Source organism: Rhizobium sp. AG855, assembly GCF_003610655.1.
Lineage (GTDB): Bacteria > Pseudomonadota > Alphaproteobacteria > Rhizobiales > Rhizobiaceae > Allorhizobium > Allorhizobium wuzhouense.
Map to the genome: position 1 here is coordinate 622,278 of NZ_RAQG01000003.1, position 25,683 is coordinate 647,960.

At 62.1% G+C, this 25,683-nt stretch carries 24 protein-coding genes and 1 tRNA gene; 14 read left to right on the forward strand and 11 right to left on the reverse strand.

From position 1 onward, the window contains the following. Nucleotides 1-102 precede the first annotated feature (102 nt). Entirely contained in the window at nt 103-1,113 is a 1,011-nt protein-coding gene (locus DFO46_RS02985) for an LLM class flavin-dependent oxidoreductase (RefSeq protein ID WP_120276281.1), read from the forward strand. Nucleotides 1,114-1,387: 274 nt separating this feature from the next. Then, nucleotides 1,388-2,233: an outer membrane protein gene (locus DFO46_RS02990; RefSeq protein WP_110791771.1), complete on the forward strand. Its 846-nt coding sequence runs from the start codon at nt 1,388-1,390 to the stop codon at nt 2,231-2,233. 87 nt (nt 2,234-2,320) lie between these two features. On the opposite strand, the gene DFO46_RS02995 is transcribed toward DFO46_RS02990, so the two are convergent. Next, nucleotides 2,321-3,328, reverse strand: a complete 1,008-nt coding sequence (locus DFO46_RS02995; RefSeq protein ID WP_120278114.1) for a transporter — start codon at nt 3,326-3,328, stop codon at nt 2,321-2,323. Between the two features lie 229 nt (nt 3,329-3,557). Here DFO46_RS02995 and DFO46_RS03000 point away from each other — a divergent pair, with 229 nt between their 5' ends. From DFO46_RS03000 to DFO46_RS03025, 5 genes are all read left to right on the forward strand, one after another. Beyond that, on the forward strand, nt 3,558-4,736 hold the full coding sequence (locus DFO46_RS03000; protein WP_120276282.1) for a phosphoserine transaminase: 1,179 nt from the start codon (nt 3,558-3,560) through the stop codon (nt 4,734-4,736). Nucleotides 4,737-4,823: 87 nt separating this feature from the next. Further along, nucleotides 4,824-6,419: a phosphoglycerate dehydrogenase gene (gene serA / locus DFO46_RS03005; protein ID WP_120276283.1), complete on the forward strand. Its 1,596-nt coding sequence runs from the start codon at nt 4,824-4,826 to the stop codon at nt 6,417-6,419. A 237-nt stretch (nt 6,420-6,656) separates the two neighbouring features. Next, nucleotides 6,657-8,069 (forward strand): cytochrome ubiquinol oxidase subunit I, encoded by a 1,413-nt coding sequence (locus DFO46_RS03015; protein WP_120276285.1) that lies wholly within the window; start codon nt 6,657-6,659, stop codon nt 8,067-8,069. After that, nucleotides 8,059-9,063, forward strand: coding sequence for a cytochrome d ubiquinol oxidase subunit II (gene cydB / locus DFO46_RS03020; protein WP_120276286.1), 1,005 nt, complete (start codon nt 8,059-8,061; stop codon nt 9,061-9,063). Before DFO46_RS03015 ends, cydB begins: the two co-directional genes overlap by 11 nt. Before the next feature lie 234 nt (nt 9,064-9,297). Beyond that, nucleotides 9,298-10,308 carry a TIM44-like domain-containing protein gene (locus tag DFO46_RS03025; protein WP_120276287.1) on the forward strand — a complete coding sequence of 337 codons (1,011 nt, stop codon included), beginning with the start codon at nt 9,298-9,300 and terminating at the stop codon, nt 10,306-10,308. A 319-nt stretch (nt 10,309-10,627) separates the two neighbouring features. Here DFO46_RS03025 and DFO46_RS03030 read toward each other — a convergent pair whose 3' ends face one another. Then, nucleotides 10,628-11,212, reverse strand: coding sequence for a transglycosylase SLT domain-containing protein (locus DFO46_RS03030; RefSeq protein WP_110791783.1), 585 nt, complete (start codon nt 11,210-11,212; stop codon nt 10,628-10,630). A 292-nt stretch (nt 11,213-11,504) separates the two neighbouring features. Between DFO46_RS03030 and DFO46_RS03035 the strand changes: the two genes are divergently transcribed. Further along, nucleotides 11,505-12,605 carry a Gfo/Idh/MocA family oxidoreductase gene (locus tag DFO46_RS03035; protein WP_120276288.1) on the forward strand — a complete coding sequence of 367 codons (1,101 nt, stop codon included), beginning with the start codon at nt 11,505-11,507 and terminating at the stop codon, nt 12,603-12,605. Nucleotides 12,606-12,634: 29 nt separating this feature from the next. Beyond that, entirely contained in the window at nt 12,635-13,276 is a 642-nt protein-coding gene (locus tag DFO46_RS03040) for a ThuA domain-containing protein (protein ID WP_120276289.1), read from the forward strand. Between the two features lie 10 nt (nt 13,277-13,286). Here DFO46_RS03040 and DFO46_RS03045 read toward each other — a convergent pair whose 3' ends face one another. From DFO46_RS03045 to mnmA, 5 genes are all read right to left on the reverse strand, one after another. Continuing rightward, nucleotides 13,287-13,520, reverse strand: a complete 234-nt coding sequence (locus DFO46_RS03045) for a hypothetical protein (RefSeq protein ID WP_120276290.1) — start codon at nt 13,518-13,520, stop codon at nt 13,287-13,289. A 13-nt stretch (nt 13,521-13,533) separates the two neighbouring features. Further along, the gene (locus DFO46_RS03050; protein ID WP_120276291.1) at nt 13,534-13,935 is read right to left on the reverse strand and encodes a hypothetical protein; all 402 of its coding nucleotides are present in this window, start codon (nt 13,933-13,935) and stop codon (nt 13,534-13,536) included. A gap of 1 nt (nt 13,936) precedes the next feature. After that, nucleotides 13,937-14,494 carry a hypothetical protein gene (locus tag DFO46_RS03055; protein WP_120276292.1) on the reverse strand — a complete coding sequence of 186 codons (558 nt, stop codon included), beginning with the start codon at nt 14,492-14,494 and terminating at the stop codon, nt 13,937-13,939. 233 nt (nt 14,495-14,727) lie between these two features. Beyond that, nucleotides 14,728-14,804: transfer RNA gene (locus DFO46_RS03060), tRNA-Met, on the reverse strand. Between the two features lie 135 nt (nt 14,805-14,939). After that, nucleotides 14,940-16,136, reverse strand: a complete 1,197-nt coding sequence (gene mnmA / locus DFO46_RS03065; RefSeq protein WP_120276293.1) for a tRNA 2-thiouridine(34) synthase MnmA — start codon at nt 16,134-16,136, stop codon at nt 14,940-14,942. Between the two features lie 197 nt (nt 16,137-16,333). On the opposite strand from mnmA, the gene dgcA reads away from it, so the two are divergent. Further along, complete coding sequence (gene dgcA, locus DFO46_RS03070) at nt 16,334-17,317, forward strand: N-acetyl-D-Glu racemase DgcA (RefSeq protein WP_183041829.1); 984 nt, start codon at nt 16,334-16,336, stop codon at nt 17,315-17,317. Nucleotides 17,318-17,588: 271 nt separating this feature from the next. On the opposite strand, the gene DFO46_RS03080 is transcribed toward dgcA, so the two are convergent. Continuing rightward, the gene (locus DFO46_RS03080; protein ID WP_120276294.1) at nt 17,589-18,257 is read right to left on the reverse strand and encodes a hypothetical protein; all 669 of its coding nucleotides are present in this window, start codon (nt 18,255-18,257) and stop codon (nt 17,589-17,591) included. A 174-nt stretch (nt 18,258-18,431) separates the two neighbouring features. Between DFO46_RS03080 and DFO46_RS03085 the strand changes: the two genes are divergently transcribed. Next, complete coding sequence (locus DFO46_RS03085; protein ID WP_120276295.1) at nt 18,432-19,250, forward strand: HpcH/HpaI aldolase/citrate lyase family protein; 819 nt, start codon at nt 18,432-18,434, stop codon at nt 19,248-19,250. Here the strand turns inward: DFO46_RS03085 and DFO46_RS03090 are convergent. Together DFO46_RS03090 and DFO46_RS03095 are read right to left on the reverse strand one after the other, a co-directional pair. Continuing rightward, complete coding sequence (locus DFO46_RS03090; RefSeq protein WP_120276296.1) at nt 19,244-20,575, reverse strand: sigma-54 dependent transcriptional regulator; 1,332 nt, start codon at nt 20,573-20,575, stop codon at nt 19,244-19,246. The genes DFO46_RS03085 and DFO46_RS03090 overlap by 7 nt on opposite strands. Continuing rightward, nucleotides 20,572-22,392 (reverse strand): ATP-binding protein, encoded by a 1,821-nt coding sequence (locus DFO46_RS03095; protein WP_245422500.1) that lies wholly within the window; start codon nt 22,390-22,392, stop codon nt 20,572-20,574. Before DFO46_RS03095 ends, DFO46_RS03090 begins: the two co-directional genes overlap by 4 nt. Before the next feature lie 271 nt (nt 22,393-22,663). On the opposite strand from DFO46_RS03095, the gene DFO46_RS03100 reads away from it, so the two are divergent. After that, on the forward strand, nt 22,664-24,004 hold the full coding sequence (locus DFO46_RS03100) for a dicarboxylate/amino acid:cation symporter (protein WP_110792175.1): 1,341 nt from the start codon (nt 22,664-22,666) through the stop codon (nt 24,002-24,004). 72 nt (nt 24,005-24,076) lie between these two features. On the opposite strand, the gene DFO46_RS03105 is transcribed toward DFO46_RS03100, so the two are convergent. Continuing rightward, nucleotides 24,077-24,385 carry a ribbon-helix-helix domain-containing protein gene (locus tag DFO46_RS03105; RefSeq protein ID WP_110791796.1) on the reverse strand — a complete coding sequence of 103 codons (309 nt, stop codon included), beginning with the start codon at nt 24,383-24,385 and terminating at the stop codon, nt 24,077-24,079. A 226-nt stretch (nt 24,386-24,611) separates the two neighbouring features. Between DFO46_RS03105 and DFO46_RS03110 the strand changes: the two genes are divergently transcribed. Together DFO46_RS03110 and DFO46_RS03115 are read left to right on the forward strand one after the other, a co-directional pair. Then, a complete protein-coding gene (locus tag DFO46_RS03110) occupies nt 24,612-25,007 on the forward strand; it encodes a VOC family protein (RefSeq protein WP_110791798.1) in 396 nt (131 codons plus the stop codon). A 123-nt stretch (nt 25,008-25,130) separates the two neighbouring features. Then, nucleotides 25,131-25,661 carry a twin-arginine translocation signal domain-containing protein gene (locus DFO46_RS03115; protein WP_120276297.1) on the forward strand — a complete coding sequence of 177 codons (531 nt, stop codon included), beginning with the start codon at nt 25,131-25,133 and terminating at the stop codon, nt 25,659-25,661. Nucleotides 25,662-25,683 lie beyond the last annotated feature (22 nt).

The following is a 25,683-nucleotide window of genomic DNA, read 5'->3' on the forward strand; positions in this document are numbered from 1 at the left end:
GCGAAAACATGCGAAGTGATTATAATTTATTATCGTCACCTCTTGGGCCTCGGTGGCCGGTTGACTACATGACAGAGACGAGCGCAGCACAGGATTGATGCCATGATCGATTTCTCCATTCTCGACCTTTCGCCGATCGCCGAGGGCCATACGGTCCGCGAGGCGCTGGATGCCTCGCGCCGGATGGCGCAGGTCGCGGAAGCCAATGGCTACAAACGCTTCTGGCTGGCGGAACATCATGGAATGCCGGGCATTGCCAGCGCCGCAACCGCCATCGTGATCGCCCATGTCGGGGCAGGGACCTCGACGATCCGTATCGGCTCCGGCGGCGTGATGCTGCCCAACCATTCGCCGCTGGTGATCGCCGAGCAGTTCGGTACGCTCGAAGCGCTGTTTCCCGGGCGTGTCGATCTCGGCCTGGGACGGGCTCCCGGCACCGACATGCGAACGGCACGGGCGCTCAGGCGCAACATGGATGCGGGGGCAGAAAGTTTCCCGCACGATGTCATCGAATTGCAGCGCCTGCTCGGCGAGCCGAACGAAGACCATGGCCTGCTCGCGGTGCCCGGCATGCGCAGCAATGTGCCGATCTGGTTGCTCGGCTCCAGCCTTTACAGCGCGCATCTGGCGGCGGCGCTCGGTCTTCCCTATGCCTTCGCCTCGCATTTCGCGCCCGATCAGCTGGGCGAAGCGGTGGAAATCTATCGCCAGCGCTTCGAGCCGTCGGATAGCCTGCAGTCGCCCCATGTGATGGTGGGCGTGATGGCGGCTGTCGCCGACACAGATCATGAAGCCTCCCGCCTCTTCACCTCCGCGCAGCAGCAGTTCGTCAATCTCCGGCGCAATGTGCGTCGGCCATTCCCGCGGCCGGTCGACAGCATGGATGGCTTCTGGTCGGAGATCGAGCGGATCGGTGTCGAGCACACGCTGCGTTATGCCATCGTCGGCTCACCGGATACGGCCGCAGGCAAGCTCGATGCGCTGCTTGCCGAGGTGGCGCCGGACGAGGTCATCGTTTCCACCCCGATCCACGATCTCGACGCGCGGCTACGGTCGGTCGAGTTGTTTGCAGGGCTGGGTGATCGGATCGATCTGGGCGTCGCCGCCGAATAGGCGGCGGTGCGTCCCGGAACGCGTATCAAAACGAGCCACCGGCTTGCCGCAGCGCGCGCCGAGGCAGCGTCCCTGACTTCACTTCAATTGTTCCAATGTTTCAGTCACTCGGGCTTCAGATTGAAGTATCGTTTCCGGCCGATATTGAACGACTATAGTTAACGTCCGTAGTTAATCCGAACTTAACTTTTCCACTCCATTGTCTGTGTCAGTTCACATTGTCAGGCAGCAGACGGCCTGATGAGACAACGCTGGGATTTTGGAGTCTCCTGCCATGACGAAAACCATTTTTGCAGTCGCTGCAGCTGCCTTGCTGGCAAGCTCGGTCGCGCATGCGGCCGACCTTTACCAGCCAGAACCTCAGCCGGCTTATGTCGATGCACCGGAAGTGACCGTTGCCGAAGCCTCCGGCTGGTATCTGCGCGGCGATCTGGGCTACAACTTCAACAAGCTGCGGGGCGCCGAGTTTTTTCAGGGCTCGAACGACACTGTGGGTGAGTTCAACACGGCCTCGATCAAGGACAGCTTCACCGTCGGCGCCGGTGTCGGTTATCAGGTCAACAGCTACCTGCGCACCGACCTGACCTTCGACTACATGTTCAAGTCGGATTTCAATGGTTCGACGACCGGCGGAGGGGCTGGGTTTGGCGCCTGCGCCGTCACGTGTACGTCGAGCGACCTTGCCTCGATGAAGGCCTATACCCTGATGGCCAATGCCTATGTCGACCTCGGCTCCTACGCCTATTTCACGCCCTATGTCGGCGCCGGTATCGGCGGCTCCTACGTCAAGTGGGACAAGCTGCGCAACACCTCTTGCGCCGACGATGGCAGCGGTTGCGACACCACGGTCGAACATGGCGGCAAGGGCAGCTGGCGCTTCGCCTACCAGCTGATGGCCGGTGCGTCGATCGACGTGACCTGCAACGTCAAGGCCGATATCGGTTACCAGTTCCGCCACACGCTGGGCGGCGACATGTTCGGCTACGCCTCCAATGGTGGTCCGGGTTACGACAAGGGCTACTACAGCCACGGCATCCATGCCGGCGCGCGCTACGTCTTCGGTGGCTGCGAACAGCCGGTCGCTTACGAACCGCCGGTCGAGCCGATCGTCTACAAATAATCGGAAGAAGGGCAGGGCCGCCGTGAGGCGGTCACCCCGATCCAACTTTCCAAGGCCCCGGAAACGGGGCCTTTTTGCATTCTGCCGTCAGAGGATGCCCGTGCGGCGCAGAACCCACCAGGACAACATCACGGAGATCAAGATGAAGGCGAAGGCATAACCGGTTCCGTGCAGGCCTTCGGCGAAGGGAAGGTTGGTGGTGTTCATGCCGAAAAAGCCGGTCACGAGCGACGGCGGCAGGAGCAGGGCGGTCATCAGCGACAGGATGTACAGATGCCGGTTGGTCTCGGCACTCTGTTTGGAATCGAGTTCCTCATGCAGCAGCCTTGCGCGGTCCGCCAGCGCTTGCACGTCCTGATCGACGGCTTCGAGGCGGCCGGACAGGCGGATCAGGCTTTCCTCGACCCCCTCCGGCATTTCGTCATCATCGGTGGCCGCCGCACGGCGCATGATCAGCAGCATGGTGCGCAAATGGCGGTGCAGCCGCACGATCAGGCGGCGCACGGGAGTGAGGCGGCGGCGCTCGTCACGCAACTCGCTGCCATAGACCAGATCCTCGATCTGGTTGAGCTCCTCGGTCAGTTCGAGCACCACGGCGATGAGCCCACGCTGGAATTCGGCGACCAGAACCTCGAACAGCTGCAGGGGGGAGGCATAGCGGCTGGCATTTTTCTCCACGGCCGCCCGCACCTTGTCGACCGACCGGATCGGCTGCAGGCGGGTCGTGATGATGAATTTTTCCGAGAGCGCGAAGTGCAGCCAGCCAATGTCGCGGGTGGTCGAATCGAATTCCCGCTGGAAGTCGACCAGCGTCCCGTAGAGCAGCCCCTCGTCGATCCCGAGTGCAGCATGGGTGTCATGGGTGGTCAGTGCCGACAGCACCGGTGGAGTAAGGCCGGGAAACTGCTCGAGAAAGCTCGGCAGGCGGGTGTCGGCGAGGTTGAGATGCAGCCAGACGAAGCCATCGCCGGGAAGGGCGTCGAGGGCTGTACAATCGGCAGGAAGGCGCTCCGAGCCCGTGCCCGAGCTTACGCGATAGGCCCAGACGAGGCCGGGAATGGTGCTGGTCAGCGGAAGCATCTGGATCATGTCCATGGTGGCAGGCAGTTCATCGCTCTTGCGCCTGGTGCATGACGGATTGATGACAGCCGCCGTGCGGGTGATCGTCAGGCGCTCGGGCTGCGACCCGAGGCCTGGCGCGAAGGGAACAAAAATTTTGCTCATCGCGACGCGGACCCGCTTGACTGACATCGGCGACAAGAGTAGTTCCGACGGCGGGACACCTCTCCCCAACGAGAGGCTAATTACCTGGAAGGGTATCTATATGGCTGATGTGATCGCCCCCGCCGCGCGTCCGGCAAACACTCATTTTTCGTCTGGCCCCTGCTCGAAGCGTCCCGGTTGGTCGCTCGAAGCGCTGTCTGATGCCCCGCTCGGTCGTTCGCACCGCGCCAAGGTCGGCAAGGAAAAGCTGAAGCTGGCCATCGACCTTACCCGCGAAATTCTCAAGGTTCCCGCTGACTACCGCATCGGCATCGTTCCGGCCTCCGACACGGGTGCCGTTGAAATGGCCATGTGGTCGCTGCTCGGCGAACGCGGCGTGGACATGCTCTCCTGGGAAAGCTTTGGCGCCGGCTGGGTCACCGATGTGGTGAAGCAGCTGAAGCTCGCCGATGTGCGCAAGTTCAATGCCGATTACGGCCTGCTGCCGGATCTCGCTGCCGTCGATTTCGACCGAGACGTCGTCTTCACCTGGAACGGCACGACCTCGGGCGTTCGCGTGGCGAATGCCGACTTCATTCCGGCTGACCGCAAGGGCCTGACCATCTGCGACGCCACCTCGGCAGCCTTTGCGCAGGACCTGGACTTCTCCAAGCTCGATGTCACCACCTTCTCCTGGCAGAAGGTTCTGGGCGGCGAGGGCGGTCACGGCGTGATCATCCTGTCCCCGCGCGCCGTCGAGCGTCTGACGACCTATGTGCCGGCCTGGCCGCTGCCGAAGATCTTCCGCATGACCTCGGGCGGCAAGCTGATCGAAGGCATCTTCGTCGGCGAAACCATCAACACGCCGTCCATGCTCTGCGTCGAGGACTATGTAGATGCGCTGAAATGGGCAAAGTCGATCGGTGGCCTCGAAGCCCTGATTGCTCGCGCCGACGCCAATGCCAAGGTGATCTTCGACTTCATCGAGAAGAATGACTGGATCGCCAATCTCGCCGTCGATCCGGCGACGCGCTCCAACACTTCGGTCTGCGTCAAGATCGTCGACCCTGAGGTGACGGCTCTCGATGCCGATGCCCAGGCGGCCTTTGCCAAGGGCATTGCCAGCACGCTCGAAAAGCAGGGTGTCGCCTTCGACATCGGCGCTTACCGCGATGCGCCGGCTGGCCTTCGCATCTGGGCCGGTGCGACGATCGAGACATCAGACATGGCGGCCCTGATGCCGTGGCTCTCCTTTGCCTATGAGACGCAGAAGGCGTCTTTGGCCAAGGCTGCCGCCTGATCCTTGATCAATTCGGCTCCGCCACAGCGGCGGAGCCCCGAAATTTCCTCATCTCATTCAAACGAACTCTCTGAAGGAGGCCTCGTCATGGCACCTCGCGTTCTCGTATCCGACGAACTCTCGGAAACCGCCGTCCAGATCTTCCGTGATCGCGGCGTTGAAGTGGATTTCCAGCCGAAGCTTGGCAAGGACAAGGAAAAGCTTGCCGAAATCATCGGCAATTACGATGGTCTGGCCATCCGCTCCGCCACCAAGGCGACGGAAAAGCTGATTGCGGCTGCGACCAACCTCAAGGTCATCGGCCGCGCCGGCATCGGCGTCGACAATGTCGACATTCCGGCAGCCTCCAAGCGCGGTATCATCGTGATGAACACGCCGTTCGGCAATTCGATCACGACGGCCGAACACGCCATCGCCCTGATGTTTGCCGTTGCCCGCCAGCTGCCGCAGGCCGATGCCTCGACCCAGGCCGGCAAGTGGGAGAAGTCGAAGTTCATGGGTGTCGAAATCACCGGCAAGACGCTCGGCGTCATCGGTGCCGGCAATATCGGCGGCATCGTCTGCAAGAAGGCGATCGGCCTTGGCATGCATGTCATCGCCTATGACCCCTTCCTGTCGGCCGAACGCGCCCAGGAAATGGGCGTCGAGAAGGTCGAACTCGACGAGCTTTTGCCGCGCGCCGACTTCATCACGCTTCACGTGCCGATGACCGACAAGACCCGCGGCATCCTCGGCAAGGACAACATCGCCAAGACGAAGCCCGGCGTGCGCATCATCAACTGCGCCCGTGGTGGTCTCGTCGATGAGGCGGCGCTCGCCGACGCCATCAAGTCCGGCCATGTCGCCGGTGCCGGCTTCGACGTCTTCGAAGTCGAACCCGCGACCGAAAGCCCGCTCTTCGGCCTGCCGAACGTCGTCTGCACGCCGCATCTCGGCGCCTCGACCACGGAAGCCCAGGAAAACGTCGCGCTGCAGGTCGCCGAGCAGATGTCGGACTACCTCATGAAGGGTGCCGTCTCGAACGCCATCAACATGCCGTCGATCACGGCTGAGGAAGCGCCGATCCTGAAGCCCTTTATCCGTCTCGCCGACGTGCTCGGCTCGTTCGCCGGCCAGATGACCGAGAACCCGATCAAGGAAATCGAGATCCTCTATGACGGCGTGACCTCGACCATGAACACCAAGGCGCTGACCTCGGCATTGCTCGCCGGTCTCATCCGTCCGCAGGTGGCCGACGTCAACATGGTTTCGGCCCCGATCATGATCAAGGAAAAGGGCGTCATCGTTTCGGAAGTGAAGCGCGACAAGACCGGCGTCTATGACGGTTACATCAAGCTCACTGTGACGACCGAGAAGCAGACGCGCTCGATTGCCGGCACGGTCTTCTCGGATGGCAAGCCGCGCTTCATCCAGATCAAGGGCATCAACATGGATGCCGATGTCGGTCAGAACATGATCTACATCTCCAACACCGACGTTCCCGGCATGATCGGCTTCATGGGCACCACGCTCGGCAATGCCAAGGTCAATATCGCGAACTTCCAGCTCGGTCGCGACAAGGAAGGCGGCGACGCCATTGCGCTTCTTTATGTTGACGGTCCGGTCGATCAGGCCGTCCTCGACCAGCTGACCGCAAACCCGGCCGTCAAGCAGGCCAAGCCACTGGTGTTCAACGTCGACTGAGGCCTGAGCGCGGAAGCGCTTCACGCATGATAGATTGCACGGCGCGGGATCAAACCCGCGCCGTCTTTGTTTCTGGAACAATCGGAGAATTGCAGGGCGCATATAAGGAACATTTGATGCGTTGAACTGCCGCATGGCGGCTTGTCGCATTGATCCTGGGGTGCAAGGCTATACTTGACGTCTGTCACCTTGAGCGCTGTCTGGCGCGCAAGGTCGAAAACGAAGGACGCAGTCATCATGTTCGAACACTTCGACGCACAGATCCTCGCGCGCATCCAGTTCGCGTTCACGGTCTCCTTCCACATCATCTTTCCCGCCTTCTCGATCGGTCTCGCGAGCTATCTTGCCGTGCTCGAAGGCCTCTATTTGTGGAAGAAGGACAAGGTCTATCTGGAACTCTTCGACTTCTGGAAGACCATCTTCGCGGTCGCCTTCGGCATGGGGGTCGTCTCCGGCATCGTCATGTCCTATCAATTCGGCACCAACTGGTCGGTGTTCTCCGACAAGGCGGGTCCGGTCATCGGGCCGCTGATGGGCTACGAGGTGCTGACCGCCTTCTTCCTTGAAGCCGGTTTCCTCGGCGTGATGCTGTTCGGCCGCAATCGTGTCGGCCCGGGGCTCCACTTCCTCTCCACACTTATGGTCGCCTTCGGAACGCTGATTTCCGCCACCTGGATCCTCTCGGTGAACTCCTGGATGCAGACGCCGGATGGTTTTGCGATCAACGAGGTCGGGCAGTTCGTGCCGGTCGACTGGTGGAAGATCGTCTTCAATCCGTCTTTCCCCTATCGCCTGACCCATATGGTCATCGCCGCCTATCTCACCACCGCCTTCGTCGTCGGGGCCGTCGGCGCCTGGCACCTGCTGAAGGGGACGGCGCCGCGCCGCGCCGGCGTGATGTTTTCGATGGCGATGTGGATGGCCGCGATCGTCGCGCCGATCCAGATTGCCGCCGGTGATGCGCATGGTCTCAACACGCTGGAACACCAGCCGGTCAAGGTCATGGCGATGGAAGGCCATTTCGACAGCCATCCGGATGGTGCGCCGCTGATCCTGTTCGGCATCCCGAACACGGAAGAGAAGCGGATCGACTACGCGATCCAGATCCCGAAACTGTCGAGCCTGATCCTCAAGCATGACCTCAACGCACCGCTCGCCGGCCTCGATACGGTGCCCGACGACAAGGAACCGCCCGTTGCGATCGTCTTCTGGTCGTTCCGCGTCATGGTGGCGATCGGTTTTGCGATGCTCGGCGTCGGGCTGTTTTCGCTCTGGTGTCGCTGGAAGGGCACGCTCTACGAGAACCACTGGATGCACCGGCTGGCGCTTGTCATGGGTCCATCCGGTTTCGTCGCGGTGCTCGCCGGCTGGATCACCACGGAAGTTGGGCGCCAGCCCTATACGGTCTACGGCCATCTGCTGACCGCCGACTCGGTCTCGCCGATCGCAGCCCCTGCGGTCGCTGCCTCGCTGATCGCCTTCATCGTGGTCTACTTCATCGTCTTCGGAGCCGGCACCTTCTACATCCTGCGCCTGATGGCACGGCTGCCGCGCGATCCTATGCCGGATCTCGACGACGGCCCGATCCGTTCCTCCGGCATCACGCCGGCTGCCCAGCCCGGTCACCATGGAGGCAAGCATGCCCATTGATCTTCCCTTCATCTGGGCCGGCATCATTGCCTTTGCCGTGCTCGCCTATGTCATCCTCGACGGCTTCGATCTCGGTGTCGGTATCCTCTTTCCCTTCTTCCCGGAGAAGCATGAGAAGGACCTGATGATGAACTCGGTTGCCCCCGTCTGGGACGGCAACGAGACCTGGCTGGTGCTGGGCGGCGGCGGGCTGCTTGCCGTGTTCCCGCTCGCCTATGCGACCATCCTGCCCGCCCTCTATGCACCGCTGATCATCATGCTTCTCGGCCTGATCTTCCGCGGCGTCGCCTTTGAATATCGCTGGCGCACGAAACGGGCAGAACATCTCTGGAACTGGGCCTTTACCGGCGGCTCCGTGGTGGCGACCTTCTTCCAGGGCGTCGCGCTCGGTGCGCTCGTGCAGGGCATTCCGGTCGAAAACCGTGCCTATGCCGGTGGTTGGTGGGATTGGCTCACGCCGTTTTCGCTGGCAACCGGCGTGGCGCTCCTGATCGGCTACGGGCTGCTCGGCGCCACATGGCTTGTCATGCGAACGGAGGGCGAGATCGCCGAGCGGGCGAAGGTCTTTGCCTTTCGGCTTGCCCTTCTCACCGTCGCGGCCATGGGCGTGTTCAGCCTGTGGACGCCCTGGCTGGAACCGGCCTATCTCGACCGCTGGTTCGGCTACCCGACGATCGTCTTCTCGTTCGTCGTGCCGGCGCTCGTGCTGGGCTGCCTCTGGTTGATCGTGTCAGGGCTCAAAACCGGTCGCGACGTGCAGCCGTTTCTGGCAGCGCTGGGGCTTTTCGTGCTCGGTTATGCCGGCATCGGAATCTCCTTCTATCCCTATATCGTACCCACCTCGCTCACCATCTGGGAGGCGGCTGCGCCCGATGCCAGCCTGTCCTTCCTGCTCTATGGCGCGGTCGTGCTGGTGCCGATGATCCTTTGTTACACGGCCTATGCCTATTGGGTTTTCCGCGGAAAGCTCAATCCGGACGAGGGCTATCACTGATGGACAAGCGGGAACTCGCATCCCGACTGCTGTGGTTCGTCGGCCTCTGGGCGGCCGGGGTTCTGTCGATCACGGTCGTCGGCCTGATCATCAAGTTCTGGCTGAGAGCCTGACGCGATCACTTGAACTTCACTGGATAATTGACCGCCCGACCTACAAAAGAGGCCGGGCGGTCTCCATATGGGCTGCAAGGCCCACCGGGCCACGACCGTTCGAGGAGGAGGGGAGTTCCCCATGCAGAATTACGGAAAAATCTTTGCGACGCTGGCACTCGGCATGATGGTCACACTCGTGGCCGTCGATTTCGCCGAGGCCCGGCGCGCGTCTGGCGGCTTCGGCAGCCGTGGCACGCGCACGTTCAACCAGCCGGCGGTCACCCGCACGGCGCCGGCTCCGGCCGCACCAATCGAGCGCACCATGACGCCGCGCACGAATGCAAACCAGCCGGGCGCAAACCAGACGGCGACGCCGGGGCTTAACCGTCCGGGCGGCTTGTTCGGCGGTCTGGCCGGTGGCCTGATGGGCGGCCTGTTGCTCGGCGGACTGTTCGGCATGCTGATGGGCACCGGCTTCGGCGGCGGCTTCGGCTTCCTGGGCCTGCTGCTCCAGGGCCTGCTGATCTTCTTCCTGGTGCGTTTCGCCATGCGCGCCTTTGCCAACCGCCAGCCGGCCTCCGCCGGAGCTGGCAGCAATTCCGGCATCGGTGGCTTCCCTGGCCTGGGCGGGCTTTCCCGCGATAACCAGAGCGATGCCGGTCGCTCCAGCTTCCAGATCCCGAAGATCGGTGGCGGCGGTGCCGCAGCGGCGGCCTCTGCGGCCCGTCCCGGCCAGCCGGACGAACTCGGCATCACCCAGGGCGACCTCGAGCGCTTCGAGCAGCTGCTGAAGGACATGCAGGCGGCCTTTGCGGCCGAAGACTATGGCACGCTGCGCCGGATCACCACGCCGGAAGCGATGTCCTATCTCGCCGAGGAACTGAGCGAAAACGCCACCAAGGGCGTGAAGAACGTCGTGCGCGACGTGCAGCTCGTGCAGGGTGACGTGGCGGAAAGCTGGGCTGAAGAGAAGGCCGAATATGCCACCGTCGCGATGCGTTACGAGGCTGTCGACTATATGGTCGACCGCCAGACCAATGCGGTCGTTGAGGGTGACCCGAATGTTGCGTCCGAGTCCGTCGAGATCTGGACCTTCGTCCGCCGTCCCGGCACGCTCTGGCAGATCTCGGCGATCCAGAGCGCCAACTGATCTGAGTGGTATCGCTTGATTGAAACCTCCCCGTCGGGACCCGGCGGGGAGGTTTTTTTGTGTGTGATAGGGACTTGTTGTTTGGAGTCGAGCGAGGTCGCCCCCTTCTGTCCTGCCGGACATCTCCCCCACGAGGGGGGAGAGCGGGGCGCGGATACGCCTCGGCTCAATCGAGCGAACTTGTGAATCGGATAGCCGATTATTCCGTGAGGAGACCGAAAGCGCCGGCAGCCACTCTCCCCCCATGTGGGGGAGATGTCACGAAGTGACAGAGGGGGGTACCCCTCGCACCACGCTCAACTCCTCACAAACTGCGACTTCACCCCGGGCACTGCTGCAATTGCCGTGCATAGGTATACGTGATCTCGGTAAACCTCTTTGCACCCTTCAAGGCTTCCGGGCGGTTCTTGTAGGCGCCGCGCAGATAGCCTGTCAGCCCCGAATGATAGGCGAGATAGAGATTGTAGGGGTCGTTGAGCGGGATCTTGACCTTGTCCGCCGTCTCGCGGTGATACCAGCCGATGAAGCGGATGGCGTCGGCGAAATCGGTGCGGCGGGCGCCCCAGCGGCCGGTTTCGCGCTGATAGCGGTCCCAGGTGCCGTCGAGCGCCTGCGAATAGCCATAGGCCGAGGAGGCGCGCTTGCCGGGGATGAAGCCGAGATACCATTTGCGCGGCGGCTTGGCGTTGTGGCGGAAACTCGATTCCGTGTAGATCGTCGCCATCAGGATCGGGACCGGAACGCCGTATTCACGCTCGGCTGCGACGGCGGCACGACGCCAGTTGTTGAACAGGCCATCGCGCTGTTCGAAGATCGCGCAGGCATTGCGCGTCTGGGATGGCGGCTTGGCACAGGCCGACAGCATCAGCATGACGCCGAGGGCGGAAATAAGAGCGGTACGCATGACAAAACCTCGCTACAGGCCGCCCATTCTATTCACTAAAATTTAACGAAAGGTTTTCCGATCGCCCCCTCGATCTGGCATCCCCAGATCTGGCCGTTAATCCGGGAAGGGTGGCGGCCGCGATCGTCCGCACGGTTGCGCCTTCTCCGGGAAAAGTGCTCGAATGCGCGTTGACGTCGGTCGCGTTTGCGACCAGTCTGCGGCTCTTCCGCCGGGACGGTGAGGAGGGGTGACGGCGTCACCTTCGTCCCAGGGCGTGAGACCAAGACCAGGGAGCGAGGACGCGGCCATCATGCAGCAAGTCGGCATCGGCATCATCGGATGCGGTAATATATCAAGTGCTTATCTGAAAACCCTGCCGCAGTTTCCGATCCTGAAGGTTTGCGGCGTGGCCGATCTGAATGCGGATCTGGCAGCGAGCCGGGCGGCCGAATTCAAGGTTCCGGCGCGCTCGATCGACGAACTCTACGGCGATCCCGAGATCCGCATCATCCTGAACCTGACGGTGCCAAAGGCGCATGTGGCGGTGGGGCTGAAGGCGCTCGAAGCCGGCAAACATGTCTATTCGGAAAAGCCGCTCGGCGTCACCTTTGCCGAGGGCAAGCGGCTTTCGGACGTGGCGCGGGCCATGGGGCTGCGCATCGGCTCGGCGCCGGACACCTTTCTCGGTGGCGCCCACCAGACGGCGCGGGCGCTCATCGATGACGGAGCGATCGGCCAGCCGATCGGCGGCACGGCCTTCTTCATGTGCCCCGGCCATGAGCGATGGCATCCCAATCCGGACTTCTATTATGAGGTCGGTGGCGGGCCGATGCTCGACATGGGCCCCTATTACATCACCGATCTGGTCAACCTGCTCGGCCCGGTCGCAAAGGTGGCGGGTTTTGCCACCAAAGCGCGCGACACGCGAAAGATCGGCAGTGAGCCGCGCCGGGGCGAGGTGATCCCGGTGCATGTGCCGACCCATGTCACGGGGTTGATGTCCTTCGTCAATGGCGCCGTGGTGCAGATCTCGATGAGCTTCGACGTTGCCGGCCATCGCCATACGCCGCTTGAAATCTACGGCACGGAGGCGACGCTGATCGTGCCCGATCCCAATCATTTCGGCGGCGACCTCTTCCTGCTGCCTGTTGTCGGCGAGGCGCAGGGCAAACCCGTCAGCCTGCCTTATGCCGAGGGCAACTGGCGCTCTCTGGGGCTGGCCGACATGGCCCATGCTGTTATCGAGGATCGCCCGCACCGGGCGAACGGGGATCTGGCTCTGCATGTGCTCGAAGTCATGGAAGCCTTCCAGACGGCCTCCGACCGGGGCGAAACCGTTTCCATCACCACCCGTGTCGAGCGGCCGGCGCCGCTCTCGGATTCGCTCATTGATGGCCTTCTCGGCCGCTGACCTCTCGTCATTTCAAAAAGGATTTCATCATGCGTCAGGCTCTGATTTGCTGGGGTGGCTGGGACGGGCATCAGCCCGAACAATGTGCGGCCCTCATCTCCGACATGCTGCAGGCGGAGGGCTTTTCCGTCCGTGTCGAGCCGGGCACGGCGGCCTTTGCCGACCCCGCGATCCGCGACTACAGCCTCATCGTGCCGATGCTGACGATGACCAAGATCGAAAAGCCCGAGATCGAGAACCTGGAGCTTGCCATTCGCGGCGGCGTCGGCCTCGGCGGCTTCCACGGCCAGGCCGGCGACAGCTTTCGCGATTGCGTGCAGTATCAATACATGATCGGCGGCCAGTGGGTCGCCCATCCCGGCAATATCTATGATTACACGGTCAACATCACGAAGCCCGAAGACCCGCTCGTCTCCGGTATCGGCGATTTTCCCTATCGCTCCGAGCAATATTACATGCATGTCGACCCCAACAACGAGGTGCTGGCGACGACGCGTTTTACCGGCGAGCACGATGGCTGGATCGACGGGCATGTGATCCCGGTCGTGTGGAAACGCCGGCACGGGCAGGGCAGGGTGTTCTATTCCTCGCTCGGCCATCAGGCGGCGGAGTTCGAGGTGCCGCAGATGCGGGAGATTGTGCGGCGGGGGCTGGTCTGGGCGGCAAGGTAGAGGGGAGGCGCTAGCCGATCAGCCAGCCGCGAATTGCGGCCCAGTTGTTGAGGATGACGATCACGGCCGTCGCGATCGACAACATGGCGGCGGCCTTGCCCATGGTTGGAAGGCTGTTCACACGGCCCTTCAACTCACCAAATTCGATCGCGGACGGTGCTGCCCGCAGCATGCCCTTGATCTCGGCGGTATCCTGCAGGACCCGCTTCATATCGTCTTCGAGGGCTTTGACGCGCTGTTCCATGGCTTGGACGCTTCTAGTCAAAGACATCTTGTTTCAGAAGTTCATCCAGTGCCCCATTTTGAAAGGCGAATGCGGATACGACTTTTTTGAACAGATCTCTAACTACTGGCAACCCTGTTGGTGCGGTAGCAATGTGGGTGTATTCAAGTGAATTGTGGATCTTCTGGTATACTTCGAATGAATAGTACGGTCCTTGCCAGTAGAAGTCGGATGGACCTGAGTCGTAAAATTCCTGCCTGCTTACCTCTTTAACAACGTAGCGGTTCGAACCTACCACGGACTCGAACGCTTTTTTGACGCTTTCGCTGTCCTCGTTGGCATAATCTTCCGTCGAGTTCCAAGTTACCTTTCCCCGTGAAGTCCATTCGGTGAGTTTGGCGATCGCCTGAATCCAGTCGCTGTTAGAGTACACCATCTTACCTAGCTCTCTCTTCCTCTATCGCCGTCATAATCTGTGAATTCATTGTGTTCAAATTGGCATATAGCGGCCACAAATCATCGCAAAGTGTGACTTTCAGAGGGGTGCTCCGGTTTGACTGCACCCAAGTCAGCACTTTTGATGTGTGCGTCAGGCTCTGGTCAATCAACTTTGAGCGCCGATATCCGTCGATTTTTTTCAGTGATTCCAATGTTACAGTAATCTCTGAGAATATTCTGTCGGAGACTGCTTTGTCCGTAGTCGATTCAGCCAAGATGCTCAGTCGAGAGGCAAGGGATTCCACCTGCTTCCTAATCTCAGGCAGGCGCATTTTTGCGAAGTATCGGTTTGATATCTCCCTGACACCCAATGCGGCGTAGGCTGAAAATACCACTCCATAATATCCGAAAACAGTCCCAGTAATCGATAACCAATCAATGGCCCGGTAGTCTTCGATCTCGGCAAAAAACCGTGTGGCCAAGAACAAGGCGACTATAAGCGGCGCTATTAAAATGGCTGCCAGCCAAACTTTCATCGCTACCTCTGTCTGGTTCATTTAAGGTAGCGTGCAGGAATTTCTGCCTTCAATCAAGCCGTGTCTTGAGGCGGGCGTGGTTTCACACATGCCCAACCGGAACCCTTATGTCGCTCGGGTAACAGATGTCTGCGATACAAGCTTCAAATAGGACCGAAGATGTGGCACCTACAACCCGTTCGGCACGAGGTTGTCACCCATGTTTTAGGTACGACATGTTACCTATGTGTCAGGAATGGACAACACTTGAATTTTGGTAGCGGGGGGCGGACTTGAACCGCCGACCTTGGGGTTATGAATCCCACGCTCTAACCACCTGAGCTACCCCGCCACACATCGGACATCTGGGCCTTGAGGCCATCGCCGTCCGAAGCGATGGGCGGCTTATAAGGCGAGGGTCCGATCAAAGTCAAGCGCGTTGAAAGCAAAAACGATTGCGCTTTCCACCGTCGCTGAATCCCGCCGTTTATGCCGCCACCGGGCTTGCCAGAAGCGCCTTCAACGAGGCTTCCGCCGTGCCCGAACGTTCCGAGCGTTCGATGAAACCGCCGCCATAGACGCGGGCGTCGGCGCCCGGTGCCGAATAGAGCACGCAGGCCTGGCCGGGGGCCACACCGGCTTCGCCGATTTCGAGATCGACATAGACGCCGCGTTCGTCGGCATGGAGGACGGCCGGTGTCGGCGGGCGGGTGGAGCGCACCTTGGCGAAGCAGGGCATGCCGTCTGCCGCGTCTTCCGCCAGCGTTCGGTCGCCCAGCCAGTTGATGTCGCGCAGATAGACGCGGTGGGTTTCCAGCGCTTCCTTCGGGCCGACGATGACGCGGCGCGATCGGGCGTCGAGATAGATGACATAGAGCGGCTCGCCGGTGGCGACGCCCAATCCCTTCCGCTGGCCGATCGTGTAATGCAGGATGCCGTCGTGGCTGCCGAGTATGCGGCCGTCGAGATGCACGATGTCACCGGCAAGCGCTGCATTCGGCTTCAGCTTGTTGATCACGTCGGCATATTTGCCCTGGGGCACGAAACAGATGTCCTGGCTGTCGGCCTTCTGGGCAACGACGAGGCCCATGTCTTCGGCAAGCTTGCGGGTCTCGGCCTTCGACATGGCGCCGAGCGGGAAGCGCAGATAGTCGATCTGCTCCTGCGTGGTGGCAAACAGGAAGTAGCTCTGGTCGCGTTCGCTATCGATCGGGCGGAAGAGGGCGCGGTGGCCGGGGTCGTTGGCCAGCGGCACGGACTTCGAGCGGATGTAATGGCCGGTCGCCAGCGCATCGGCACCGAGTTCCCTAGCGGTCGCGAGCAGGTCGGCGAACTTGACCGTCTGGTTGCAGGCCACGCAGGGGATCGGCGTTTCGCCGGCGACATAGCTTTCCATGAACGGGTTGATCACGGTGTCGCGAAAACGCTGTTCGTAGTCCAGCACGTAATGGGGAATGCCGAGCGTTTCGCAGACGCGGCGGGCATCGTCGATGTCCTGGCCGGCGCAGCAGGAGCCGGCGCGGTGGACGGCGGCGCCATGGTCATAGAGCTGCAGCGTGATGCCGAGGACGTCATAACCCTCGCGCTTCAGGATGCCGGCGACGACGGACGAATCCACGCCGCCCGACATGGCGACGACGACGCGCGTATCTTCCGGTCTCTTGTCAAAATCCAGCGTGTTCACGGGCTTCGTCTCTGTGCTTCATGCGACCGTTCAGCCCGCAATGCGTGGGGATCTGGGTGAGGCTTTGCAGGGTTTTTTGACCCGCTGCCGGTACCGGTCCGATAGTTGACGGATATAGAAAGGATTGCCTGTTCATGCAAGGGGAGCGATTCGCTGGCCTTCCAGCCCCGTTCGCCCAGCCACCGGAGGTTTCGTCCATGCCGATCCAGATGACCGTGACGCCGGAGAGTTTTCCGATCGCTGGCACCTTTACCATCTCGCGTGGCTCGAAGACCGAGGCCAAGGTGGTGACGGTGCGGCTGACGGATGGGGTGCATGTGGGGCAGGGCGAATGTGTGCCCTATGCGCGCTACGGCGAGACGGTGGAGAGCGTTATCGCGGTGCTGACCGCGCTGGTGCCCGAGCTGGCCCAGGGGTTGGACCGGGTGGGCTTGCAGAGCCGGTTGAAGCCGGGGGCGGCGCGCAATGCGCTTGATTGCGCCTTCTGGGATCTGGAGGCGAAGCGGGCGGGCAAGCCTGTCTGGCAACTTCTGAAGTTACAAGAGCCGAACCCCCTGTCCGTCACCTATACGCTGTCGCTTGGAAGCCCCGAGAGCATGCGCGCGGCGGCGGAGAAAGAGGCGACCCGACCGCTGCTGAAGGTCAAGCTGGGCGGCGAGGGGGATGTGGAGCGCATCCGGGCTGTCAGGGCGGGCGCGCCGAGGTCGACGATCATCGTCGATGCCAATGAGGGCTGGAGCCTGGAACAATACAAGGCGCTGGCGCCTGTGTTTGTCGATCTCGGGGTGACGCTGGTCGAGCAGCCGTTTCCGGCCGGTGCCGATGAGGCGCTTCTCGGCCTCGATCGTGTCCTGCCCGTTTGCGCCGATGAGAGCTGCCACGACACGGCGTCGCTCGCCTCGCTCAAGGGCAAATATGACGCCGTCAACATCAAGCTCGACAAGACGGGCGGGCTGACCGAAGCGCTTCTGATGCGCGATGCGGCGGTCAGGGCCGGTTTCGAAATCATGGTCGGCTGCATGGTCGGTTCGTCGCTCGCCATGGCGCCAGCCTTCCTGATCGGCCAGGGGGCGGCCTTTGTCGATCTCGATGGTCCGCTGCTTCTGGCGCGGGATCGGGAGCCAGCGATCGGCTATGATGGGGCGATCATGGGGGTGCCGCCGGCTGGGCTTTGGGGGTGAGATTTTAGCGCTGTCGAGTGCCGTGAAAGCCCCCCTCTGCCCTGCCGGGCATCTCCCCCACAAGGGGGGAGACTGGATGAGCCGCTAGCCTTGCGCCTCCGTTTGGCGACGTAGTGGTCGCGGCAGACGCGACGCCCCGCTCTCCCCCCTTGTGGGGGAGATGTCACGCAGTGACAGAGGGGGGTGTTGGTGCAGCCGAAGCGGTGCGTCTTGGTTAAGCCCTCCCCCTTGTGGGGAGGGTTTGGGAGGGGGCAAATGAAAAGCCCGAACCTCACGCCTTCGCCATCCAGATCACATGTTTCTTGCCGCGTCCGGTTTTCCCGGCCCGGACCGGAATCTCTTCCACGCCATAGCCGCAATCCTTCAAGCGGCGCGTGAAGCGCGGGTCCGGACCCTGTGACCAGACGCCGAGCACGCCGCTGCGGGTGAGAGCCGCCTTGGATTTGCGAATCCCGTCATGGGAATAGAGGCCGTCGTTCTCTTCGCGGGTGAGGCCGTCGGGGCCGTTGTCGACATCGAGCAGGATGGCGTCGAAGACACCTTTGGATTTGGCGATGAGCGCGCCGACATCGCCGACATGCATGCTCACGCGCGGATCATCGAGGCAGCCTTCATAGATCTCGGCCATCGGTCCGCGCGCCCAGTCGACGACGGCGGGCACGAGTTCGGCGACGGTGACTTTCGCATCCTGAGGCAGGACGGCGAGGGCGGCGCGCAGCGTAAAACCCATGCCGAGGCCGCCGATCAGGATGTGCGGGCGCTTGTGCTCCTTGATCCGCTCGAAAGCGAGGGTGGCGAGCGCCTCCTCGGAACCGCTCAGCCGGCTGTTCATCAACTCGTTGGTGCCGAGCATGATGGAAAATTCCGTGCCGCGTTGTTTCAGGCGCAATTCGCCGCCGCCGGGTATCTTGGCCGTGTCGAGCTGGATCCAGGGGAGCATGGGGCAATTCCTGCGCTTGGGGTTTGCGCTGCCCCTATCACGGCGGACCCCAGAGGTTCAATGTCGCGGGCGTACCGAAGACGGAGAACGAGACTTGCGATCCACTTCGCTTCCGGGGATAGCTTGTGGTCTCCGGCCAAGCCGCCGGATCGCAATTGCCCCAGGAGAAGATGCATGCCCGCCCCCGTCAACCTCTTCAAAAAAGCGCTGCGCGAAGACACCGGTCTCCTGACCGGGCTCTGGGTGGCGCTCGCCAATCCGCATTCGGCGGAAATCTGCGCCGGGGCCGGCTTCGACTGGATCCTCATCGATGCCGAACATGGACCGAACGACATTCCGCTGATCGCGGCCCAGCTTGCCGCCGTGACCCGTCACGCGGCCCATCCGGTGGTGCGGCTGCCGGTCGGCGAGCCCTGGCTGATCAAGCAGGCGCTCGATATCGGGGCGCAGACGCTGATGATCCCGATGGTCGAAACGGCGGAGCAGGCCACGCTTCTGGCCAAGGCGCTGCGTTATCCGCCCTTCGGTATCAGAGGCATGGGCGCGAGCCTGGGGCGCGCCTCGAATTTCGGCCGGATTGCCGACTATGCCGAGACGGCGGATGATCAGGTCTGCCTGATTGGGCAAATCGAAAGCCGGCTCGGTGTCGAGAATGTCGACGCCATTGTCGCCACGGAAGGTGTCGATGCGATCCTGATCGGTCCTGCCGATCTTTCTGCCGACATGGGGTATGGCGGCAAGGCGATCGTGCCGGAGGTGATGGAAACGGTCGAGATGCTGATCGGCAAGATCAAGGCTGCCGGCAAGCCGGCGGGCATCATGACCGGCGACCCCGAAATGATCGCGCTTGCCCGCCGCGCTGGCGTGCGTTTCATGGCGAATGGCACGGATACGTGGCTTCTGGCCAATGCGGCTGCGGCCATGGCGGCACAGATGCGCAATCCGGATGTGGCGTCAAAGGACGGCGCTTCCTCGGGTTCGACCGGTTACTGATAGTCTGCCCGGTTGATGCCGTGGCGCTGGAGCTTGTCGTAGAAGGTCTTGCGCGGAATGCCGAGGGCCTCGAGCGTCGAACGCACGTCGCCGCTGTTTTCTCTCAAGGCCGCGCGGATAAGTTCGGCCTCATGCCGCTCCATCTGCTCGGGCAGGCTGAGACCCGCGGTCGGCGAACCCGATGACGGCTTCGGTGGCGGCGTGATGCCGAGCACAACGCGTTCGGCGTAGTGGGAGAGCTCGCGCACATTGCCCGGCCAGTCGTGGGTCTCCAGGTGGCGGTGCACGTCATTGGTGATGGCCGGAATGTCGCGGCGGAAGCGTTCGGCGGCTCGGGCGGCAAAATGGGCAAAGAGCACGGGAATATCGGCCCGGCGCTCGCGCAGCGGAGGGATCGAGACCGTCACCACGTTCAGCCGATAATAGAGATCCTCGCGAAACTCGCCGCGCTCGGCCGGGTTTCCGAGATCGAGTTTGGCGGCGGCGACGACACGCAGATCGACAGGGCGTATGTCGTTGGTGCCGAGCGGGCTCACCTCGCGCATTTCGAGAACCCGGAGCATCTTCACCTGGGTTGGCAAAGGCATGCTCTCGATCTCGTCGAGAAACAAGGTGCCGCCGCTCGCATGCTCGATGCGGCCGACGCGTTTCTTCTGGGCGCCGGTGAAAGCGCCCGGTTCGTGGCCGAAGAGTTCGCTCTCGATCACGGTTTCCGGCAGGGCGCCGCAATTGAGCGCGACGAAGTTGCCCTTGGATCGTCTGCTCCAGCGATGGAGGAGCGTCGCCACCACCTCCTTGCCGCTGCCGGTTTCGCCGGCGATCAGCACGTCGACGTCGGTGTCGGCGATCTGTCGCAATGTCTGGCGCAGATGCTCCATGGCGGGCGTCTGGCCGATGAGAGGCAGGTCGTCCGGCGTCGTGCTTGCGGCCTCGCGCAGGCGCCGGTTTTCCATCACCAGCCGGCGCTTTTCCGCCGCGCGCGCCACGCTCTGGACGAGGCGGTCGGCGGGGAAGGGTTTCGCAATGAAATCGTAGGCGCCGTCGTGCAGCGCCTTGACGGCCATGTCGACATCGCCGTGGCCGGTGATCAACAGGACGGGCAGATCCGGATCGAGGGCACGGATGCGGGCGAAAAGTTCGAGCCCGTCCATGCCGGCCATGCGGATATCGGTGACGACGACGGCCTCGCTTTCCCGCGACAGCTGCGTAAGCGCCTGCGGAGCGGCGGCGAAATCGCTGACGACATAACCTGCAAGTTCGAGGGTCTGGCGCGTGGCCCGGCGCAGCGCCTGATCGTCGTCGACAAGGATGATCTCGATGCTCATGTCGAAGCCCTCTTCAGGGTAATCGTGAAGGTCGTTCCCATCGGCCCGGTGTCGACCGCAAGCCGGCCGCCATATTCCGTGACGATGTCGCGGGCGATCACGAGGCCGAGCCCGAGGCCACCTTCCTTGGACGTGGTGAAGGGAATGAAGAGGTTGTCGCGCACGCGGTCCGGCAGGCCGGGGCCGGTGTCGCTCACCGTCAGGTCCACTTCGTCGGGGGAAAGGCGTGCCAGGCCGATGCTGATGGTGGCCTTCTCCTGCCCCTCGATTGCTTCCAAAGCGTTCTGCAGGAGATTGATCAGCACCTGCTCGAGACGGATGCGTTGGCCGAAAACGGTGACATCCTGGGGGATGTCGCCGATCGTCAGGCGATCGAAGCTGCCGGCAAAGCGGCTCTTCAGCAGAAAGAGTGCGCCGTCGATTGCGGCTTTCACCCCGACCGGTTCGGGCGTTTGCCGCCCTTTGCGAGCAAGGCCCTTCAATTCGCCGGTGATGGCACCGATCCGGTCGGTGAGATCGGAGATCAAGCCGAGATTGTCCTTCGCGGTTTCTGCATTGCCCCGATCGAGAAAGGATTTCGCATTGTCGGCATAGGCGCGGATCGTTGCTACCGGCTGGTTGATCTCGTGCGCCACTCCGGCCGCCACCTGGCCGAGGATCGCCAGCCGGTTGGCCTGGACCAGGTCCTGCTGCACGCCCTGCAATCGGATGTCTGTCGCCCTGTGCTCGGCAATTTCCGCCTGGAGCCGGTCGCGGGCTTCGGTCAGTTCCAGTGTCCTGCGGCCCACCTGGCGTTCGAGTTCGGCAAGGGCGGCCTGCTCTGCGGCGCGGCGGCGGGCGGCGCGCCCGCTGAGATAAAGGAGCCCGGCGGCGGCGGCGATGAGGGGCAGGCCGATGCTGATCACGACCAGTCGGCCTTCCCAGGCGCCGGAGTCCAGCGCTTCCGTCGCGGGTGCCAGTACATGCAAGGCCCAGCTGGTTCCGGGCACCGCCAGGGTGGTGGCAAAATGAGTCTGATGGGGTGCGCCTGCTTCGGCACCCGTGTCCGTCGCCACCATCATGTCGCCGTCAAACGCCTGCAGCTTCCAGATGGGGATCGGCGTCAGTGGCGCTTCGCCGAACTGGAGGCTGTCGCGGATCTGGCTCAGCTCTCGGGGCGGAATGTCGAAGAGTGTCAGGAAGCGCCAGGCGGGTACGCCGGTGATCAGCACGATGCCGTGGCTGTCGGTGACGAAGGTTCGCTTGCCGGACCGACGCCAGCTTTCCTCGAGTTCTTCGAACTCGACCTTGATGACAACGACGCCAAGTGGAGCGCCTGAGTTTGACGCGATCCGGCGTGACAGATAAAGGCCGGGCCGCCGGCTGACGCTGCCGAGTGCATATTGCTCGGCGCTGCCGGTGGCGAAGGCCTTGCTGAAATAATCACGGAACCCATAATTGCTGCCGACGAAGCTGTCCGGGCGGTTCCAGTTACTGGCGGCAATGGCCATGCCGTCGCCGCGAATGACATAGATCGCAGAGGCATGCGTGTTTTCGGCCAGACGCTGCAGCTTTCCGTTCAACCGCGCGATGTCGGTCGGGTTTTCGCCTGTCAGCGTGCGGGCAAGATCCGGATCCTCCGACAGCACCAGCGGCAGACTGCGCGAGCGGTCGAGCACGGCGAGAAGCAGCGCGCGCTTCAGTTCCGCATCCGTCTTCGTTTCCTCCGCCAAGCGGGTGACGGCGGATTGGCGGAATGTCTCTTCCCCGAAATAGACGCCTGCGAGCAGCATGGCGCCGGATATGAGAATAAAGATGATCCAGTGACGTGGCTGCATGACAGGAATTCGCTGCCCCTGTTTCTTGAGGGGTTAAGAGTGCGATACTTCGCACAATTTTCCAAGGGTTTTGTGTGGAATTTCGCTCATTCCACTGAATGCATTTTGTCGAGATATCGCAAAAATTATTTTAAAACATAGTGTTATTCGACTTCGTTCGAAGTGGCACGCGCCTTGCTGAAGGATTTGTAGGCGGCATTGGCTGCCGTTCAATTCAGCAACCGCCCGGGAGGCCGGAACTTGTTCCGTCAGGGCGACCATGGAGGACATCATGCAGATCGATACCGCAGGGCATACACCCGTGGGCCGTCAGCCCTTCTACAAACATCTCTATGTCCAGGTTCTCGCGGCGATCGCCGCCGGCATCCTGCTCGGCCATTTCTATCCTGAGATCGGCGCGCAGTTGAAGCCGCTGGGCGATGCCTTCATCAAGCTCGTCAAGATGATCATCGCGCCGGTCATCTTCCTGACGGTCGCCACCGGCATTGCCGGCATGAGCGACATGAAGAAGGTTGGTCGTGTCGCCGGCAAGGCGATGATCTACTTCCTGACATTTTCGACACTCGCCCTCATCATCGGCCTGATCGTGGCGAACGTCGTGCAGCCGGGTGCCGGCATGCATATCGATCCTGCCACCCTCGATGCGAAGGCCGTCGCGACCTATACCGAAAAGGCGCATGACTCGACCATCATCGGCTTCCTGATGAACATCATCCCGACGACCATCGTCGGTGCGTTTGCGGATGGCGACATCCTGCAGGTTCTGTTCTTCTCGGTGCTCTTCGGCATTTCGCTGGCGCTGGTCGGTGAACGCGGCAAGCCGGTCACGGACTTCCTGCAGGCCGTCATCGCGCCTGTCTTCAAGCTGGTCGCCATCCTGATGAAGGCCGCCCCGATCGGTGCCTTCGGCGCCATGGCGTTTACCATCGGCAAATACGGCATCGGCTCGGTCACCAGCCTCGCCATGCTGATCGGCACCTTCTACCTCACATCCTTCCTGTTCATCGCCGTGGTCCTCGGTGCCGTCGCACGCTACAACGGCTTCTCGATCCTGGCGCTGATCCGCTACATCAAGGAAGAGCTGCTGCTCGTCCTCGGCACGTCCTCGTCGGAAGCAGCGCTTCCGGGTCTGATGAGCAAGATGGAAAAGGCCGGCTGCAAGCGCTCGGTCGTCGGCCTCGTTATCCCGACCGGCTATTCCTTCAACCTCGACGGCACCAATATCTACATGACGCTTGCGGCGCTGTTCATCGCCCAGGCCACTGGCATTCAGCTGTCGCTCGGCGAGCAGATCCTGCTTCTGGCGGTTGCCATGCTGAGCTCGAAGGGGGCGGCCGGCATCACCGGGGCCGGCTTCATCACGCTCGCCGCAACCCTTTCGGTCGTTCCCTCCGTGCCGGTCGCCGGCATGGCGCTGATCCTCGGCATCGACCGCTTCATGTCGGAATGCCGCGCGATCACCAACTTCATCGGCAATGCGGTCGCGACCGTCGTCGTCGCCCGGTGGGAAGGCGAACTCGACGAGACGCTGTTCCATGCCGCGCTCGGCGGCAAGGTGCTGGAGGAGGCCGACATGCCGCAGGCGCAGCCCGTGCTGCAGGCGGCCGAATAATCGTCCAGCCAGGACGGTAATCGGAACTGAAGGGCGGCCCTGCATCAGTCGGGCCGCCCTTTTTTTATCGGCTTACTCGGCGGCGATGATGTGGAACTGCTGCGGTTCGCCCGGATGCTCAGCCTTGCTCATCAGATAGATCAGACAGCTGGTGCGCAAAAGCGACGCGAAGTTCGAGACAGAGCCGTTGATCTCCAGTGCCTCATCGTAGAGCGTCGAGAGAAAGCGGGATGTCGAGAAATTCTGGCTCGCGGCGATTTCGTCGATCAGCACCCAGAAGGCCGCTTCCAGCTGGATGCTGGTCGAGTGGCCTCCGATGCGGACGGAGCGGTTGACCGCGCGGTAGCGGGCCGGGTCCTGTCCTGCAAAGACTTCACACATGGCATGCTCCTCCCTGATTTATCGTTCTTCGGTCTTTTTTCGCATTATGTTGCCAGCCGCTGCCGTGGTCAATTTCGCTCTTCGCTAAACTGCCTCGCTTGGATGCGAAGAATGGCGCCGGGCGGACCGGGAAAAAATCGGCTGCGGTAATGGGCTGCTACCATCCAGATGCCAAATCGGGACATTCTTCCTGCATGAAATTTGTCAGCATGCGAGGAGCAGCCCATTGGCGAAAATGATCCATTCAATGATCCGCGTTCTGGAAGAAGAGCGGTCGCTCGCCTTCTACACGAAAGCCTTCGGGCTGGAGATCGCGGACCGTCTCGATTTCGAAACCTTTACCCTGATCTATCTCAGCAATTCGGAGAGCGAATTCGAGCTGGAGCTGACGGTCAACAAGGGTCGCGAGGAGGCCTATGATCTCGGCAACGGCTATGGCCATCTCGCCTTGAGCGTCTCGGATCTCGATGCCGAGCATCAGCGGCTGACCGATCTCGGCTTGAACCCGAACAAGATTGTCGAGTTCAACCGGGACGGCGCTCTGCTCGCGCGCTTTTTCTTCATCACCGATCCGGACGGATACAAGATCGAGGTCCTGCAGCGGCACGGACGCTACAAATGATCGTGCGACCGGGGGAAGAGGAGCTCCCGGTCCCACAATCCTGCAGCCGGCGGGCGCGGTTTCGCGCCAGCCTTCGGCGACGGCGGCTGGCCGTCGCGCATCATTTCATGGGAGGAGAATGACGTGGTTACGATACTCGACAAGACAGGCGGCATGTCGCGCCGCCAGCTTCTGAAGACGGGTGCGGCCGGCGCCGTGCTGATGGTCACCGGCACGGCGGTGATCTGTCCCGAGCAGGCCTGGGGCCTGGAAGCCACCGCGCTGAAGCCGGATACGCTCGCGACGCTCATCAAGATGGCGCGTGACATCTATCCGCACGACCAGCTCGCCGACCGCTTCTATGCGGCGGCCGTCAAGGGCCAGGACACGATGGCGGCCAAGGAGGAGAAGCACAAGGTGCTGATCGAAGAGGGCATCGCCGATCTCGACAAGCGTGCGGGTGCAGGCGGCTATCGCGGCCTGGGCTGGGAGGATGATCGCGTGGCGATCCTGCGGGATATCGAGACGACGCCCTTCTTCCAGGCGGTGCGGGGCGACCTCGTGGTCAGCCTCTATAACCAGAAGGAGATCTGGCCGATCTTCGGCTACGAGGGCGAGTCCTATTCCAAGGGCGGCTACATCCAGCGCGGGTTCGACGACATCACCTGGCTCTGAGTTCACCCCAAGACACGCATTC

Bases quoted from the DNA above. Each gene is read 5' to 3' on its own strand.
- DFO46_RS03100 (WP_110792175.1), top strand. From the start codon at position 22,664: ATGCAGATCGATACCGCAGGGCATACACCCGTGGGCCGTCAGCCCTTC.
- DFO46_RS03050 (WP_120276291.1), bottom strand. From the start codon at position 13,935: ATGGTGTACTCTAACAGCGACTGGATTCAGGCGATCGCCAAACTCACC.
- dgcA (WP_183041829.1), top strand. From the start codon at position 16,334: ATGCCGATCCAGATGACCGTGACGCCGGAGAGTTTTCCGATCGCTGGC.
- DFO46_RS03080 (WP_120276294.1), bottom strand. From the start codon at position 18,257: ATGCTCCCCTGGATCCAGCTCGACACGGCCAAGATACCCGGCGGCGGC.
- DFO46_RS02985 (WP_120276281.1), top strand. From the start codon at position 103: ATGATCGATTTCTCCATTCTCGACCTTTCGCCGATCGCCGAGGGCCAT.
- DFO46_RS03045 (WP_120276290.1), bottom strand. From the start codon at position 13,520: ATGGAACAGCGCGTCAAAGCCCTCGAAGACGATATGAAGCGGGTCCTG.
- DFO46_RS03095 (WP_245422500.1), bottom strand. From the start codon at position 22,392: ATGCAGCCACGTCACTGGATCATCTTTATTCTCATATCCGGCGCCATG.
- DFO46_RS03035 (WP_120276288.1), top strand. From the start codon at position 11,505: ATGCAGCAAGTCGGCATCGGCATCATCGGATGCGGTAATATATCAAGT.
- DFO46_RS03025 (WP_120276287.1), top strand. From the start codon at position 9,298: ATGCAGAATTACGGAAAAATCTTTGCGACGCTGGCACTCGGCATGATG.
- DFO46_RS02995 (WP_120278114.1), bottom strand. From the start codon at position 3,328: ATGGACATGATCCAGATGCTTCCGCTGACCAGCACCATTCCCGGCCTC.
- DFO46_RS03105 (WP_110791796.1), bottom strand. From the start codon at position 24,385: ATGTGTGAAGTCTTTGCAGGACAGGACCCGGCCCGCTACCGCGCGGTC.
- DFO46_RS03000 (WP_120276282.1), top strand. From the start codon at position 3,558: ATGGCTGATGTGATCGCCCCCGCCGCGCGTCCGGCAAACACTCATTTT.
- DFO46_RS03015 (WP_120276285.1), top strand. From the start codon at position 6,657: ATGTTCGAACACTTCGACGCACAGATCCTCGCGCGCATCCAGTTCGCG.
- DFO46_RS03040 (WP_120276289.1), top strand. From the start codon at position 12,635: ATGCGTCAGGCTCTGATTTGCTGGGGTGGCTGGGACGGGCATCAGCCC.
- DFO46_RS03055 (WP_120276292.1), bottom strand. From the start codon at position 14,494: ATGAACCAGACAGAGGTAGCGATGAAAGTTTGGCTGGCAGCCATTTTA.
- DFO46_RS02990 (WP_110791771.1), top strand. From the start codon at position 1,388: ATGACGAAAACCATTTTTGCAGTCGCTGCAGCTGCCTTGCTGGCAAGC.
- serA (WP_120276283.1), top strand. From the start codon at position 4,824: ATGGCACCTCGCGTTCTCGTATCCGACGAACTCTCGGAAACCGCCGTC.
- DFO46_RS03030 (WP_110791783.1), bottom strand. From the start codon at position 11,212: ATGCGTACCGCTCTTATTTCCGCCCTCGGCGTCATGCTGATGCTGTCG.
- DFO46_RS03090 (WP_120276296.1), bottom strand. From the start codon at position 20,575: ATGAGCATCGAGATCATCCTTGTCGACGACGATCAGGCGCTGCGCCGG.
- cydB (WP_120276286.1), top strand. From the start codon at position 8,059: ATGCCCATTGATCTTCCCTTCATCTGGGCCGGCATCATTGCCTTTGCC.
- DFO46_RS03085 (WP_120276295.1), top strand. From the start codon at position 18,432: ATGCCCGCCCCCGTCAACCTCTTCAAAAAAGCGCTGCGCGAAGACACC.